This window comes from Candidatus Clostridium eludens (assembly GCF_045310515.1).
Classification (GTDB): domain Bacteria; phylum Bacillota; class Clostridia; order Clostridiales; family Clostridiaceae; genus Clostridium_B; species Clostridium_B eludens.
The window spans coordinates 1-14,368 of the sequence record NZ_JBJHZX010000004.1 but is presented as its reverse complement, the minus strand read 5'-3'; the positions used below and the strand labels follow the sequence as shown (position 1 = coordinate 14,368).

13 protein-coding genes are annotated in these 14,368 nt (G+C 32.8%); all 13 read left to right on the top strand.

Annotation, left to right across the window (positions count from 1 at the left end; translation table 11 throughout):
* Positions 1-30 precede the first annotated feature (30 nt).
* Positions 31-1,050 carry a radical SAM protein gene (locus ACJDU8_RS03550; RefSeq protein WP_406790777.1) on the top strand — a complete coding sequence of 340 codons (1,020 nt, stop codon included), beginning with the start codon at positions 31-33 and terminating at the stop codon, positions 1,048-1,050.
* 21 nt (positions 1,051-1,071) lie between these two features.
* Positions 1,072-2,094: a glycosyltransferase gene (locus tag ACJDU8_RS03545; protein ID WP_406790776.1), complete on the top strand. Its 1,023-nt coding sequence runs from the start codon at positions 1,072-1,074 to the stop codon at positions 2,092-2,094.
* Between the two features lie 18 nt (positions 2,095-2,112).
* Complete coding sequence (locus ACJDU8_RS03540; RefSeq protein ID WP_406790775.1) at positions 2,113-2,823, top strand: nucleoside/nucleotide kinase family protein; 711 nt, start codon at positions 2,113-2,115, stop codon at positions 2,821-2,823.
* Positions 2,824-2,896: 73 nt separating this feature from the next.
* The gene (locus tag ACJDU8_RS03535; protein ID WP_406790774.1) at positions 2,897-4,309 is read left to right on the top strand and encodes an alkaline phosphatase family protein; all 1,413 of its coding nucleotides are present in this window, start codon (positions 2,897-2,899) and stop codon (positions 4,307-4,309) included.
* 24 nt (positions 4,310-4,333) lie between these two features.
* Entirely contained in the window at positions 4,334-5,410 is a 1,077-nt protein-coding gene (locus ACJDU8_RS03530) for a glycosyltransferase (protein WP_406790773.1), read from the top strand.
* A gap of 81 nt (positions 5,411-5,491) precedes the next feature.
* A complete protein-coding gene (locus ACJDU8_RS03525) occupies positions 5,492-6,460 on the top strand; it encodes a glycosyltransferase (RefSeq protein WP_406790772.1) in 969 nt (322 codons plus the stop codon).
* A gap of 29 nt (positions 6,461-6,489) precedes the next feature.
* Complete coding sequence (locus ACJDU8_RS03520) at positions 6,490-7,635, top strand: hypothetical protein (RefSeq protein WP_406790771.1); 1,146 nt, start codon at positions 6,490-6,492, stop codon at positions 7,633-7,635.
* 151 nt (positions 7,636-7,786) lie between these two features.
* Positions 7,787-8,773, top strand: a complete 987-nt coding sequence (locus ACJDU8_RS03515; protein WP_406790770.1) for a hypothetical protein — start codon at positions 7,787-7,789, stop codon at positions 8,771-8,773.
* A 14-nt stretch (positions 8,774-8,787) separates the two neighbouring features.
* Complete coding sequence (locus ACJDU8_RS03510) at positions 8,788-9,996, top strand: protoporphyrinogen/coproporphyrinogen oxidase (protein WP_406790769.1); 1,209 nt, start codon at positions 8,788-8,790, stop codon at positions 9,994-9,996.
* Between the two features lie 16 nt (positions 9,997-10,012).
* Entirely contained in the window at positions 10,013-11,494 is a 1,482-nt protein-coding gene (locus tag ACJDU8_RS03505) for an oligosaccharide flippase family protein (RefSeq protein ID WP_406790768.1), read from the top strand.
* Positions 11,495-11,582: 88 nt separating this feature from the next.
* Positions 11,583-13,379, top strand: a complete 1,797-nt coding sequence (locus ACJDU8_RS03500; protein ID WP_406790767.1) for a discoidin domain-containing protein — start codon at positions 11,583-11,585, stop codon at positions 13,377-13,379.
* Positions 13,380-13,638: 259 nt separating this feature from the next.
* Positions 13,639-13,968: a transposase gene (locus ACJDU8_RS03495; RefSeq protein WP_406790766.1), complete on the top strand. Its 330-nt coding sequence runs from the start codon at positions 13,639-13,641 to the stop codon at positions 13,966-13,968.
* 200 nt (positions 13,969-14,168) lie between these two features.
* A partial coding sequence (locus ACJDU8_RS03490) for a helix-turn-helix domain-containing protein (RefSeq protein WP_406790765.1) occupies positions 14,169-14,368 on the top strand: 200 nt, incomplete at its 3' end.

The following is a 14,368-nucleotide window of genomic DNA, read 5'->3' as shown; positions in this document are numbered from 1 at the left end:
CTTGATTGAATAAATTGGAGGATAAAAATCATGAATAGAAGAACATTATATGGAACAGTTATTGTTACATATCGCTGTAATGCACGTTGTAATATGTGTAACTGTTTTAAAGACCCAACGAAACCAAGTGAAGAAATCACACTTGAAGATATCAAGAAATTGCCGGAAATGGCTTTCACAAATATTACTGGTGGTGAGCCTTTCATTCGTAAAGATATTCCTGAAATTGTAGAAGAACTTTACAAGAAATCTGATCGTATTGTTATTTCTACAAACTGTTACTTCACAGATCGTATTATCAACCTATGTAAGAGATTTCCGAAAGTTGGTATCCGTATCTCTATTGAAGGACTTGAAGAGACTAACAATGCTATACGTGGACTACCTGATGGCTTTGACCGTGGATACACTACACTTAAGACTCTTGTTCAGATGGGGCATCCGGATGTTGGTTTTGGTATGACTGTACAGGATATGAACTGTAAGGACTTGGTACCGCTCTACAAATTATCTGATGAATTGAACATGGAATTTGCAACCGCAACACTCCACAACAGTTTCTACTTCAGAAAGACTGATAACAAGATCAATGATAAGTATCATGTGGCTCAGTGCTTCGAAACTCTGAACAATGAATTATTGAAGTCCAAGTCTCCCAAAAAGTGGTTCCGTGCATATTTTAACCATGGTTTGATTAACTACATATATGGAAACAAGAGACTTCTTCCTTGTGATATGAGTAACAATGCTTTCTTCATCGACCCATTTTGTGATGTCATTCCCTGTAATGGTATGGCAAAGAAGGCCGTTATGGGTAATCTACGTGAGGCTAAGTCTTGGGATGAGTTGTGGAATTCTGAACAGGCTAATAATGTTAGGCAGTGTACTAAGAAGTGTGATAGAAATTGCTGGATGATTGGTTCTGCTTCTCCGGCCATGCATAAATACATCTGGATTCCTGGATTGTGGGTAATGAAACACAAGTTCTTCAAGGGCGGTAAGTACAGCCTGGGCGAGAACAAGTTTATCCCAGAAGCCCAGAATAAATAGGAGAGGTTGGTTGGACAGTACATGATTATAATATCCGATTGTTTTACCTCCAAAGTTGATGAAGGCTGCCTTAAAGTCGCCAACAGTTTGGCGAAGAAAATGAAAACGAAAAATAAGAATACTGTAATAGTCTCATACGATAGAAGACCGAATTTTTCAGATAAGCATTTGGAACTCAATAAGCTTTTCTTGAATAGAAAGTTATTTTCAACAATTAACAAAAGTAACAGTTCTGTTCTGTATATTCCGTTTGCTTCTAACACACTGGGAAGTGTGTTACGAGTATTGCTCCTTTCGTTTTGCAGCAGGAAAAGAGTAAATGTTATATTTGTTCTTCGCACCAATATGAATGAGGTGTCAAAACTTCTCCTTAAAATGAGTGGTGCTAATGTAATAGCTTTATCCAATGATTCTTACAGCTTCTATACAGGTATCGTTGGGAAAAGGACGTTCTATTTAAAAACAGGCATTGATACAGAAAAATTTATTCCCGTAGATGCTGACCGTAAGATGGAGCTTAAGAATAAGTATGGAATTCCTAATAGAATGAAGGTTGTTCTTCATGTAGGGCACCTAAAAGGTGGTAGAAATGTAGATAAGATGCTAAATATTGATGAAAAGTACTTTGTATTGCTGGTAGTTAGCTCAGTTACTCAAAAGGAGAAAGATGCAACTATAAGCAATCAATTGGAGAATCGCCCAAACACAAGAATAATTGATGCCTATATAGAGAATATTCAGGAGATTTATCAACTGTCCGATGTTTATCTTTTTTTGGTACAGGCTGTGAAAAATTGCATTGATGTACCGCTATCTGTATTAGAAGCTGCCGCATGTAATATTCCGATTGTGACTACGGCTTATGGTGAACTAAATAGTTTTGTTGGATGTGAAGGGTTTAACTTTATAGAGCTTTTAGATAAACGTGAATTAAACAGGCAAATTGATGCAGCTGTGGGACAGAAGGTTGATACAAGAAAGACGATACTTCCGTATGACTGGCAGAGGTCGATTGAGGAACTTGAGAATATAGTTGATGAATAGGGACAGGAGAGTCTAGAGATGGGGTGTAAAAAGTATAAGAGAGTTGCGCTGATTGGATTAGATGGTTCTGGAAAGTCAGCTAATATAGATAAGATGAAAAAAGATAAGGATTATACAAACTACAATTTTGTTTGGGTCCGCTGGAAGCCAACACTGTTGAAGCCGACTTACTGGTTGCTCGAAAAAAATATAAATAAGAAAAGTACTAGTTCTAACAATGAATTTACAAGCTTCATTCCTTCAAAAAATACACCAGATCAGGTGAAACTGAATTCAGATTATAATACCAAATCAGGTATGAAAGACAAGATTTTTAAGAATCCAGTTATCAAAAATATTTGGATGATTTTAGCAATTGTGGATTACGTTATTCAGTTCCAGTTAAAGACAATCGCACTGACATTGGGTAAAAAAAATGTTATTTTTGATAGATTTTATTTTGATTTATTTGTTGATCAGGGCATCAATTTTGGATATACTCCTGCTCAGATTGAAAAAGAAATTAGGAGGTTTCAATGGCTATTTCCGAAGATGGATCAGATTGTTTATATCAGAGTCTCACCGGAAACATGCTTTAAGCGTAAAGACGATATTCCTAATATGGTTTATTTGCTGAAACGGTATGATATCTATGAGCATCTATCAAAAGGAGGCATTTGGACTTTCGTAGATGGGGAGGAGGCATTTAAAACTGTTAATGGAAACATAAAAAAAGAGATTCTCGGCTAGTTGCAGTAGTATCGATAGAACATAGTTGAGAACAGAGAAATGCTGCGAATTAAGTGGCATCAAGAGGAGAAGTATGATGAATTTACAGAAAAAGAAAACAATAATGGTTATATTGGATGGATTAGATTATTCATATATTAAAAATAATCTTAGTAGCTTTAAATTCTTCAAGAGTTTATTTGAGAGTAGGCGACTTGCTTCGCTTGAGTCTGTGGTTCCTGCTGATTCGATTCCTTCCTGGACGACTATCTATACTGGCCTTAATCCGGCAGAACATGGTGTTATTGAATCAATAGATTATTTGAATTTTAAGAATAAAGTAAAAGGCGACTATTCCGTGATTAAAGACAAATCTTTCTGGGATGTCCTCGGTAGACAGCATAAGAAAGTGTTTGTATTTAATCCGTTTATGGCATATCCAGCATGGAATGTAAATGGTCTGATGATTTGTGGTCCTGTTTTTGAGGGGGGAGACACCAGTACAAATAGACCTGACTTAGTTGATGTGACAGCACTTCCACCCTTAGGCGGTTTGGTTGATCATCCAACCGATAATACAATGCCACAGTTTTTTCAGGACAACTTGAAGCTAACACAGGACCAGTTCAATTCCTTCCACAAGTATTTCAAGACGGATCAGTATGATTTTGCTTTTCTTGGTATTCTGACTTTAGATAGAATGCAGCACTTTTTATGGAAATATACTGACACAGAAGATAGATGCCACAAGAAGGGTAACAAACTGCAGAATGCAATTCTTGAAACTTATCAATTGATGGAAAAGAATGTTCAGAGGATCATGGATGAATATGACGATGAGTATAATGTTGTGGTTATAAGCGACCATGGCCATGGTCGTAGATGCCAGAAGACCTTTTATGTCAATCAGTGGCTTATTAGTGAAGGCATTATTAATGATAAGAGCAAAAAGAAGCGTATGATTGAATATGCCAAGAATTCAACACTTGAAACATTTGCAAAGTTTGGATGCGCAGAATCTGGAACGAGATTTCTAAAGAAATTCAAGTTTGCCCACAAGGTTAAAAATGCAGATTATGTATTTAAAGATAAAGGTAAGGTTTATGCACCAAAATTTGATGGTTGCAACCCATTCGGCGGTATTGGTGTCAATAGAAAGGCATTTGTTTCGAATTGTGAATACGAAGCCATGCGTCAGAAGATCATCGACGGCTTGATCAAAATTAAAGATAATGGAAAGTCAATTATGTTGTGGGCAAAGCGTAGGGAAGATATTTATTCCGGAGTCAAAGTTCAAAATTATCCAGATATTGTTTATTGTATGGATAGTGACTATGGTGTTGACCGTGGTTTGTATGGTAAGAGGCTATTTGGTATAAATGCAATGCATGAAATCATTTCCGGTGGTCATAAATTTGAAGGGATTATTTTAGGAAATCGCGATGATGTGAAGGATGTTAGGACAGTTCTTAATGTCCATAAATATGTTGTAGGAACAGTAAAATAAAATATTTTAATGAGGTTGTTATATATGATTAAAGTTGCTGTAATTTTACCTTCGTTTAATATTGGAGGCACAGAAAATATGGTAGCACAATTGGCTACATACGTTGATAAATCAAAGTTTCGTATGCATATAATATCTTTAAATGGCTATATGGATACTTCGGTTCAGAGTATGGTGGAAGAAAGTGGAGTTGATGTGACTTACTGTGATAGAATTCAAAAAAATGATATTAAGGTTTGGATTAAAGTTTATAGAAGTCTGTCAAAATTTAAGCCTGATATTATTCATTCCAATATGTATCCTTTTTTATATACAGTACCATATTTATTAACTCATAAAGTGAAACTGTTACATACAATCCACAATAAACCGGTGAATGAGTTCAAGGATGTGTACAAAAAAGTTATACGGATTTTATACAAAATGGATAAAGCTATTCCAGTTGCAATTTCCCATACTGTTGAGAAGGAAATGAGAGAATTATATTCATTAAGGAAGATAGAGCGAGTTTATAATCCAGTCGACTTGAAACGTTTTGATTGCGATAGAACTATCAACACTAGCGATGAAATCGAGCTAATTACGGTTGGCAGGCTGATGAAACAAAAGAACCAAGCGTTGTTATTTAAGGCATTTACAGATGCACGTCAAAGAATTTCTAATATAAAATTGAGTATTTTAGGAGATGGAGAATTAAAAAACGAGTTAGTTGCACTAGCAAAGAAATTGAACATTTTAAATCATATAACATTTTATGGAAATGTGTCTAATGTTGAGTGGTATCTGGCTAAAGCAGATGTCTTTGTATTGTCATCTGACTATGAGGGGTTACCATTATCCATATTAGAAGCGATGGCTTCCGGGCTTCCTATTGTAGCAACAGATGTAGGAGGTGTTGCTGATGTTGTAACAGATAATGGATTTCTTATTAATAAAGGCAATCAAGTGGAATTAGCAAATAAGATTGTAGAATTGGCTCAATCTACTGGTAAAAGGTACTTATTGGGAAGAAAATCTAAAATTAATTCTAAACAATTTGATTCACATATTTTTGCAAAGCAATACGAAGTTCTATATGAAAAATATTTAGAAAAGAGTTAAGAAATATCAAGTATTTAAATACTCTTGATGAAATGTATAATCATTGCTATAGTTATTTTCCAATAAAGTGAGGAGAAATAAATGAGTGTAAAAGTGAGTATTATTGTACCAGTTTATAACTCGGAAAAATATATAGAAGAGTGCGTGAATAGTTTATTAAGTCAGACATTAACATATATAGAGATAATCTTAGTTGATGATGGTTCAGAGGATAAATCTCTAGCTATTTGTAGAAATTTAGGAAAAAAAGATCTTCGCATTAAAGTAATTTCGCAAGCAAATGAGGGAGTTTCGTCTGCAAGAAATTCAGGAATGGAGATAGCTAGTGGAGAATTTATTGGGTTTGTAGATTCAGATGATAAGGTACTTCCTGATATGTACGAAATAATGGTTAATAAAGCGAGTGAAGAGAATGCCGAGGTTGTTTCATGTGCATATTGTGTTATTAAAGATGGCAAAATTGAAATCATATGTTCAGGGAATGATAGCAGGGTTCTTTCAAGCGAAGAATCTGTTCGATGTGTTCTCTTAAATGAGCGATTCGGAATGAGTGCTTGCAATAAAATATTTAAAAGGGAAGTCATTGGTGAAACACGATTTCATGTAGGAAAAAGAATAAATGAGGATAGATTTTTTGTTTTTCAAGCATTAATGAATTCAAATAGGAACGTGTGCATAAACGACGCTAAATATTTGTATTTGATACACGAAAATTCAACAACGACATCTCAATTCAATGGCAGGTGGTTTGATAGTATATTTTTTGCAGAGAAAATGCAGAAGATTGTTTTAACTCAATTTCCTAAATTGGCAGATGAGGCTCTATATAATGTTTTGGTGACTAGTTATAGAGTAACTACAAAAATAATTGATTCAGGAGAAAAAGACAAATATATTGAAAAATATTGTGAACTTATTGGGAAAATAAAAGAAGTAGATTTAAAAAGAATAGATCAATTTGCCTCAAGGCAGTTTATGATTCAATGCATTATTGTGAAGTATTGTAATTGGATGCTAAGGTTTGTAAGGAAGGCTTTTGCCAAAAAGTGATTGGTTAAATAAAGAAGGGAGTGGTAAAGATGAAATTTAGGCGTAATGAACTACTATTTTTCATAGGACAATTATTATTCATGATTCGAATTATATGTGTGTATTCATCCCTAATAGAGCTGTCTTCTACAACTCAGAATATTATTTTATTTGTAGCAGAATTCCTTTGGACTATTTGCATTATAAAGAATGAAACAAATTACGCTTCATTGATTAAAAAATTGGTTATTATAAGTATTCTATTTGTTAACTATCGAGTAGCTCATGCAACATCTTTGTTAATACTCTTTTCCATGTTATTTGCTTCTGAAGGGATAAATGAAAGGAAGATTATAAAATTTTTATTTACATTCAATTCAACAATATTAGCATTGCTTATTACAATGTACTTATTAAATTTTTATATGGGAAATGCATTGACATTTACTACTTATCGGGTACTTGATAGCGTAAAAGTAGCAAGGCATAGTTTCTATTTTAATCAGCCCAATGGATTTTCAATGGCACTTTTCTTTACTTGCTTAATATATGTTTATTTGAATTACGATAAAGTTCGAAAATGGAAGCTATACGCAATTATAATTGGAGCTTCTACTTTCATCTATATTTATCCTAATACAAAAACTATTACGTATATAGGACTTCTATTTGTAGTATTAGATATATTAAAAGAAGTGCCGTTTGTTAAACCATTCTATTGGCTAAGAAAGTACATTCCTATGTTGTGTATGATAATAAGCATTGCTGTTTTATTGTTATTAATTAGAAACCCACACGGAGCAATTGGAAGTTTAAACATATGGCTCAGTGGAAGGATTTCAGAAGGTGCTATTGCACTGCGAAATTTAGGTGTTCCGTTATTTGGACAAATTGTAGAGAACAAGAGTAATTATTCACCGGTATTTGGATATTATACAATTTATCTTGATAATCTATACTTCAAGTTACTCATACAATATGGAATAGTTCCTACGGTAATATTTATTTATTATTCTTGTAAGGCTTTTAAATACCATTCTAAGGACCTAATAAAACTACTTTTTTTAACCATAGTATTTATTTTCGGGTTTACTGAAGCTACCGCAATTGAAATATTTTTTACTTTTCCAATGCTATTTATTAGGGATAGTATAGATATGAATCTGAATCTGCTTAGTAAGCAGAAACAAGTGTGAAAAAGTAAATTCTTTTTCAAAGTATCAAAATTAAGAGTGGAAGAGTATTTTGGTAATTTAACTTTAGCTAAAATGTGTCTTAGTAAAGGTATGTATCTTAAATTATTATGTATAGTATTATAAGAAATAGTTTATTACAAGGAGAGCATTGATGTTAAAAGGAATTATAACATTGAGAAATGTTTGTCATGAGACATATTACGATATAGTGTATGAGTGGGAGGATTGCATATGCGATAACTTAAATTTGCAATTAATATCTATTAGTGATAAAGTCTATAAATCTTCAGAAAAATTAAAATATAGGATTATAAGTAAGTTAAAGCGTAATATGAAAATTCCACTTCATAAGTTTTCAATAAATAGGGATTATTACTTAGCTTTTATTATGAACATATCTCATTTTAAATATTATAGTGAATATAATATTATTCCTATTTTCTTGGATACGTGGAAATGTGACACACAATTTCTATTTAATAATTTTAGAAAACTCAATAAAATAAAATACTATGTAACTAATTATCAAATGTTTTGTTTATTAACTGGAAAGGGTGCAAAAAATGTTGAGTATATTCCATTATCAATAGCTGATAAATGGATATTATCTGATTGTCCGCGAAAACAAATTGATGTGATTCAAATGGGGAGAAAAAACTCAATCCTGCATGAGTATATGTTGAGGTTTTGTAGTGAATTTCCTGATACAGAGTATGTGTACCTTGATTTGATAGGAAGACAAAAGGGATACTTATCTACAACTCGGGGATTTATTGGAGATTGTAAAACAAGAATATCTATGATGGAATTATTAAGAACAGCAAAAGTAAGTTTAGTCTCATCTCCAGGAATTGACGCCAAAGAAGGCGATAAGAGCTATGGTATAGATTTTCCAACACCGAGATTTTATGAGAGTGCAGTAAATTACTGCTATATGATTGGCAGATATTCTCCAAAAATTGAATTCGATAATTTAGACATTCCTTCTGTTTGTCCTAATGTTGATTCTTATGATGAATTTAAAAAGTGTATGATTCGATATTTAGAAAGTGACTCATTTAATAAAAAAGTATTTGATAATTTTATTAAAAGAAACACAACTATAGCACGGTTAGGCCAGATAGAAAAGTTAATGTAAAGAGGTGATGTATCATGAAATACTTGATCTTAGGAGCCGGTCCTGCTGGGATTACATTTGCAAATAAACTAAGAGAAAGAGGAGAAAAATCTTTTCTAGTTCTAGAGCGCGAAGCTACAGCTGGTGGTCTTTGTCGTTCTGAGAATGTTGATGATTCCCCATTTGATATTGGTGGAGGACACTTTTTGGATGTTCGCCGCACTAAGGTTAATGAGTTCCTATTTAAGTTCATGCCTGAAGAAGAGTGGAACAAGTATGATAGAGATAGTCGTATCGAAGTGAATGGCAACGTAATTAATCATCCGATTGAAGCAAATATCTGGCAGATGGAGATTGAGGACCAAATCGAATATCTAAAATCTATCGCTGTTGCTGGATGTAATCTTGGCACACCAATTCCTAAAGGATTTATAGATTGGATTTACTGGAAGCTTGGTAGCAAAGTAGCAGATGATTATATGATTCCGTATAATCAGAAAATGTTCGGCAAAGAGTTAAATGGACTTGGTACATATTGGCTTGAAAAGCTACCAAACGTATCATTTGAAGAAACGTTATTGTCATGTCTTACTAAAAAAGCTTATGGTACACAACCTGGACATTCACAATTCTATTATCCGAAGAAGTACGGCTATGGTGAGCTGTGGTTGAGGATGGCAGAGGAGATAAAGACTAATATTGAATACAAGAAGAGTATAAAAGCTATTGACTTTAGTAGCAGAACGGTGACAACTTCAGATGGTGAAAGATACCAGGCAGATATCATTGTTACAACAATTCCATGGATGGAATTTTATAGCATTGATGGCATGCCACAAGACATAAAAGAAAGTATTGGTAAGCTAAAATTCAGTTCTATTGAAACTCGATACTATGAGCAAAATTTAGATACTACCGCTCATTGGATCTACTATCCAGATTGCAAATTACCTTATCATAGAATTCTTGTCCGTCATAACTTTTGCCCGAATAGTAAGGGATATTGGACAGAGACTAGAAACGAGCGTGTGTATATGATTTCCTCTTTAGAGAAGGATAGCTTTCATTATCTTAATCAGTATGCGTATCCATTAAACACTATAGATAAGCAGGAGATTATGAAAAAGCTACTGACATGGTCTGGGAAACAGAGAGTTTATGGACTTGGGCGTTGGGGAGAACATCAGCATTATAATTCAGATGTGACTGTTGAATTGGCTATGAGGATGAGTGAGAGAATATAATGGAGGATTAGAATCTATGAAAGAAAAGTCTTTAAAAGGGAATATGGCGTTAAGTGCAATCAAAAGTCTAATGTCGGTAGTTTTTCCACTAATAAGTTTTCCGTATGTATCAAAAGTATTGCAAGTTGAGAATGTCGGAAAATATAATTTTAGCAATTCAGTAATCAGTTATTTTATACTAATTGCAGGCTTAGGTATTTCATCATATGCCATTCGTGAAGGAGCTTCATTTCGAGAAGATAGAAGTAAATTTGGTAAATTTGCGAATGAAATGTTTACGATTAGTATAGTTTCCACATTAGTAGCGTATTTCCTTCTAATAGTTTGTGCGATATTTGTGTCTAAGTTTCATTCATATTTTTTACTGCTAGCTGTTTTATCTTTACAAATCATATTTAAAACTACAGGAGTTGAGTGGATATACTCAATCTTTGAAGATTATAAGTATATAACGATACGGAGTATAGTATTTCAAGTGATTTCAATTATTTCATTATTCATTTTTGTTAAAAGTAAAAATGATTATTTAAATTATGCAGCAATAACAGTATTTGCGTGTGGTGGATCAAATATTTTAAATTATATTCACGCAAAAAAATATTGCAAAGTAAGAATTACTTTAGAGATTGATTGGAGAAAACATCTTAGACCAATAATGGTTATTTTTTCGAGCATAGTTGCTACAACCATTTACGTGAGTGCTGACACAACTATACTAGGATTTATGCGGGGAGATTATTCAGTTGGTCTATATAGTGTTTCTGTGAAAATATATTCAATAATTAAAACTGTGTTAAGTTCTGTTTTGATTGTTTCTATACCAAGATTGTCAGCATACTTTGGACAAAAAAAGATGGAATTATTTGAGCAAACCGCAAAAAACATTATGGATATATTGATAACTATTATGCTGCCTGCAATAATTGGTTTACTAGTGTTAAGTAGAGAAATAATTCTTTTCATTTCAGATGTTAGTTATGTAGAGGCTACAAAATCTTTTCAATATTTATGTGTTGCGTTAGGATTCTGTATGTTTGCGTGGTTTTGGGGACAATGCATATTATTGCCTCTAAAGAAAGAGAAGGTTATTTTAGTTGCAACTATAGTAAGTTCAATAGTTAATATTGGTTTGAATTTTATATTAATACCAATTTGGTCACAAGATGCAGCGGCCATTACAACTATTATAGCTGAAGGAATAGCTATGTGTATTTGTATGCTAGAAGGTTATAAATATATAAAAATCAAGGGAACAGCTCAAACTTTTATTAAAGTTACAATTGGATGTATAGCTATAGTTGCAGTTGTAATGGCTTTGCGAACTATTAAAATTTCTACAAAACCATTTTTATTTGTTTCTGTAGTATGTTCAGTAGTTATATATTTTTTCACTCAAGTTATTTTGAGAAATGAGGCAATTTTATCACTCATTTCCGAGATAGAAAGTAGAAAAATGCGTAAAAAATATGGCGTGGATTTTGAATTAAAATCAGACTGATAGGAATAAAAAATAATAGAAACCAAAGCAATGAATTGGATTGCATGTATAATTACAAACATCACTGATATGAAAGGCTAAGGCGATTATGAATAATATAAATACATTAGATAAAATAGGACTACGGCTAGTATGTAGTATTATTTTGATGATTAGTATCTCAAAAGCCTCATTTGAAGTGCATAAAAACATAATAACAGTCTATCCTACAGAAAATAATTCTATACTTAAAAACCCAGGTAAAGGATTTGTTTTTTATAGTGGTCATGCTATTAATGATGAATCTGTAACAAACAGTATATGGAGTATAGCATCAATAGGATTTTTACGTATAGATTGGAAACTGTTAGAGCCGACTGAGGGAAATTATAATTGGGGCTTAATAGACAATAGTATACAGACATGTACAAACAAAGGAATTAAGTTTGCTTTAGGAATAATGCCTGTGTGCATTAATTCGGATATTAGTTATTCACAATCAACACCTAATTGGGTATTTGATGCAGGTGCTAAATATACTGTGGAGACTTTAAATAATGATAGAGTTAATTTAAAGGTACCTGTTTGGAATGATCTAACATATATTGCTAAATTTAAAGATATGATTACAGCAATAAATAATAGATATGGTAATGATTCGAGATTTGCATTTATGGATGTAGGCAGTTACGGCAATTGGGGTGAGTTCCACTTAAGGAGTCTACCACATAGTGTAGCTTTAACAGATTTTCAACTGCATAAGTTAGTAGACATATATAAGGACTGCACTATGCAGTTATTTTTGGCAAACAACAGTTCGGTAATATCTAGTATAAATGTATATGCTCAGAATACTTATAGAATTGGAGTAAGACGAAATGGTTGTGTAAACCCTTTTTCACCAAACGAACATTTATCATTGCTTTATAGCTATGATAAATCTCCAGCAGTAGCAGAATGGTGGTATCAATACAGTACTATGAGGGACAACGGTATGTGGAGTAAACTATTGTTTGAAAGAGTAATAAGAGAAGGAAAACCATCTTATATGGCACTTAGTCAATTGGACGAAAGCACTTTTTACACTGAACAAAAAAATTTAGTAGATAGATGGGTAAATAGACTAGGATATTGGTTGAAGTTAACTGAAGCTTCATACTCAGCTAACCTAGGAAATGGCTCTATTGGAACACTAAAATTTAGAGTTAAGAATGATGGAGTGGCTCCATTGTATCCCAATAAATCAAATATAGGATATGTAAAGGTAGCGCTAATGGATTCAAAAAATAATATACTAGATGCGAAAGTGTTATTGGGAATTAATCCATTTAATTGGAAACCAGGTGTGTATACTAATGAATCAACTAAGTTTTATTTCAATTACAATAGGAAAGGAGTAAAAATTGCAATAGGAGTATTTACAGATAAATCGCTAGCCTACCCAGATATAAAATTAGGTAACAATAGTGGGTTAGCTAATGCCTGGTACGTTTTAAGTGATATGCCCAAAATAGATGGGATTAAAATATCTGACAATAAAATATACAAGGCTTCAAGCACTTTAGCAGATGAAACCTATGGATATCGAGAAGCCAGATATGCATTTGATAATAATCCAAATACTAAATGGGTAGCGGACACAGAGGGAAGTGCCAGCTTAGAAGTAGATTTTGGCGAATCTAAATCCTTTTCGAAGGTATATTTAAAAGAAGATATTCCAGCTATAACAAGTTATAGCATTGATTATTTTGATGGCATTGCGTGGAAAACTGCATATAATGGAACTACAATAGGAGCTGTAGGGACAGTTATAAGTTTTTCAAAAGTAGTTGGTAGTAAGGCTAGGCTTTATATTACAAAGCATATTGGTGAAGCAAACATAGCTGAATTTAGTGTATTAAAATAATAGCATAATTGAACAATCTATTTATGTAGATATTCATATATCTGTACTATATAAATTCCATTAGTAGGTAGCTGCTAAAAATTCCTTAAAGTTCTACTGCATAAAAAAGGACAATAGTAAGTTATATGATAGGATTAAGAGGTTCTAAATATGACAACGAAGCTAAATATGTAAAAGTACTCGTCTCTTAAGCCCCTAAATAGGTTTGGACAATTACATCTGTATTTATTATAATGTAGAAAGTGATTGGAGGTAAACTATGAAAGGAAAAAGTTATACAAAAGAATTAAGAGAAGAGGTATTAAGAGAAGTGAAAGAAGTAGGAAATGTTTCACTGGTATCAAGAAGGCATGGGATCTCAAAATCAACTATATTTACGTGGATAAAGAATTCTAATGATAAGAATGAGATTAAAGTTAAGCCTGGTAGAAAAGCTTTAGTTGAGGGAGAAAAAGAACTTGAAAATGAGTTAACAGAAGTAACAAAAGAGAATGATCATCTAAAAAAATTGTTAGGAGAAAAAGATTTAGAAATAGCAATTCTTAGAGACTTAATAAAAAAATCAAACCCTCAATTAAAGAAAAAGTAGAAATAGCCAAAAAGTATATAAATCAAGGATATAATGCGGTATTTGTACTTAAAGTAGTTAAACTCGGAAGATCAACATATTACTATAATTTAAGCGTAGAAGGCAGAGAAAAGGCTAGACCTAAGGGTGGAAAGCCAAAGGGATACAGCATAAACGGAGATGGTGAAAAGGTATGCGATGATCAGATTAAGGAATTTATTTTGGAGGCCATTGACGGGGATGCTATTAACTATGGATATAGAAAAATAACTTACCATTTAAGAAAATATTATAATCTTGTGATTAATCATAAGAAGGTTTATCGGCTTTGCAAGGAGCTTAGGATACTTAAAGACCAGAGAATAATTAAAGCTAAAATAAAGAGAAATATTGCAGTTAACAGAACTATAACAGGCTCAAA

Excerpts from the sequence above, each read along its gene's own strand:
- ACJDU8_RS03550 (WP_406790777.1), top strand. The coding sequence starts at position 31 with ATGAATAGAAGAACATTATATGGAACAGTTATTGTTACATATCGCTGT.
- ACJDU8_RS03545 (WP_406790776.1), top strand. The coding sequence starts at position 1,072 with ATGATTATAATATCCGATTGTTTTACCTCCAAAGTTGATGAAGGCTGC.
- ACJDU8_RS03540 (WP_406790775.1), top strand. The coding sequence starts at position 2,113 with ATGGGGTGTAAAAAGTATAAGAGAGTTGCGCTGATTGGATTAGATGGT.
- ACJDU8_RS03535 (WP_406790774.1), top strand. The coding sequence starts at position 2,897 with ATGATGAATTTACAGAAAAAGAAAACAATAATGGTTATATTGGATGGA.
- ACJDU8_RS03530 (WP_406790773.1), top strand. The coding sequence starts at position 4,334 with ATGATTAAAGTTGCTGTAATTTTACCTTCGTTTAATATTGGAGGCACA.
- ACJDU8_RS03525 (WP_406790772.1), top strand. The coding sequence starts at position 5,492 with ATGAGTGTAAAAGTGAGTATTATTGTACCAGTTTATAACTCGGAAAAA.
- ACJDU8_RS03520 (WP_406790771.1), top strand. The coding sequence starts at position 6,490 with ATGAAATTTAGGCGTAATGAACTACTATTTTTCATAGGACAATTATTA.
- ACJDU8_RS03515 (WP_406790770.1), top strand. The coding sequence starts at position 7,787 with ATGTTAAAAGGAATTATAACATTGAGAAATGTTTGTCATGAGACATAT.
- ACJDU8_RS03510 (WP_406790769.1), top strand. The coding sequence starts at position 8,788 with ATGAAATACTTGATCTTAGGAGCCGGTCCTGCTGGGATTACATTTGCA.
- ACJDU8_RS03505 (WP_406790768.1), top strand. The coding sequence starts at position 10,013 with ATGAAAGAAAAGTCTTTAAAAGGGAATATGGCGTTAAGTGCAATCAAA.
- ACJDU8_RS03500 (WP_406790767.1), top strand. The coding sequence starts at position 11,583 with ATGAATAATATAAATACATTAGATAAAATAGGACTACGGCTAGTATGT.
- ACJDU8_RS03495 (WP_406790766.1), top strand. The coding sequence starts at position 13,639 with ATGAAAGGAAAAAGTTATACAAAAGAATTAAGAGAAGAGGTATTAAGA.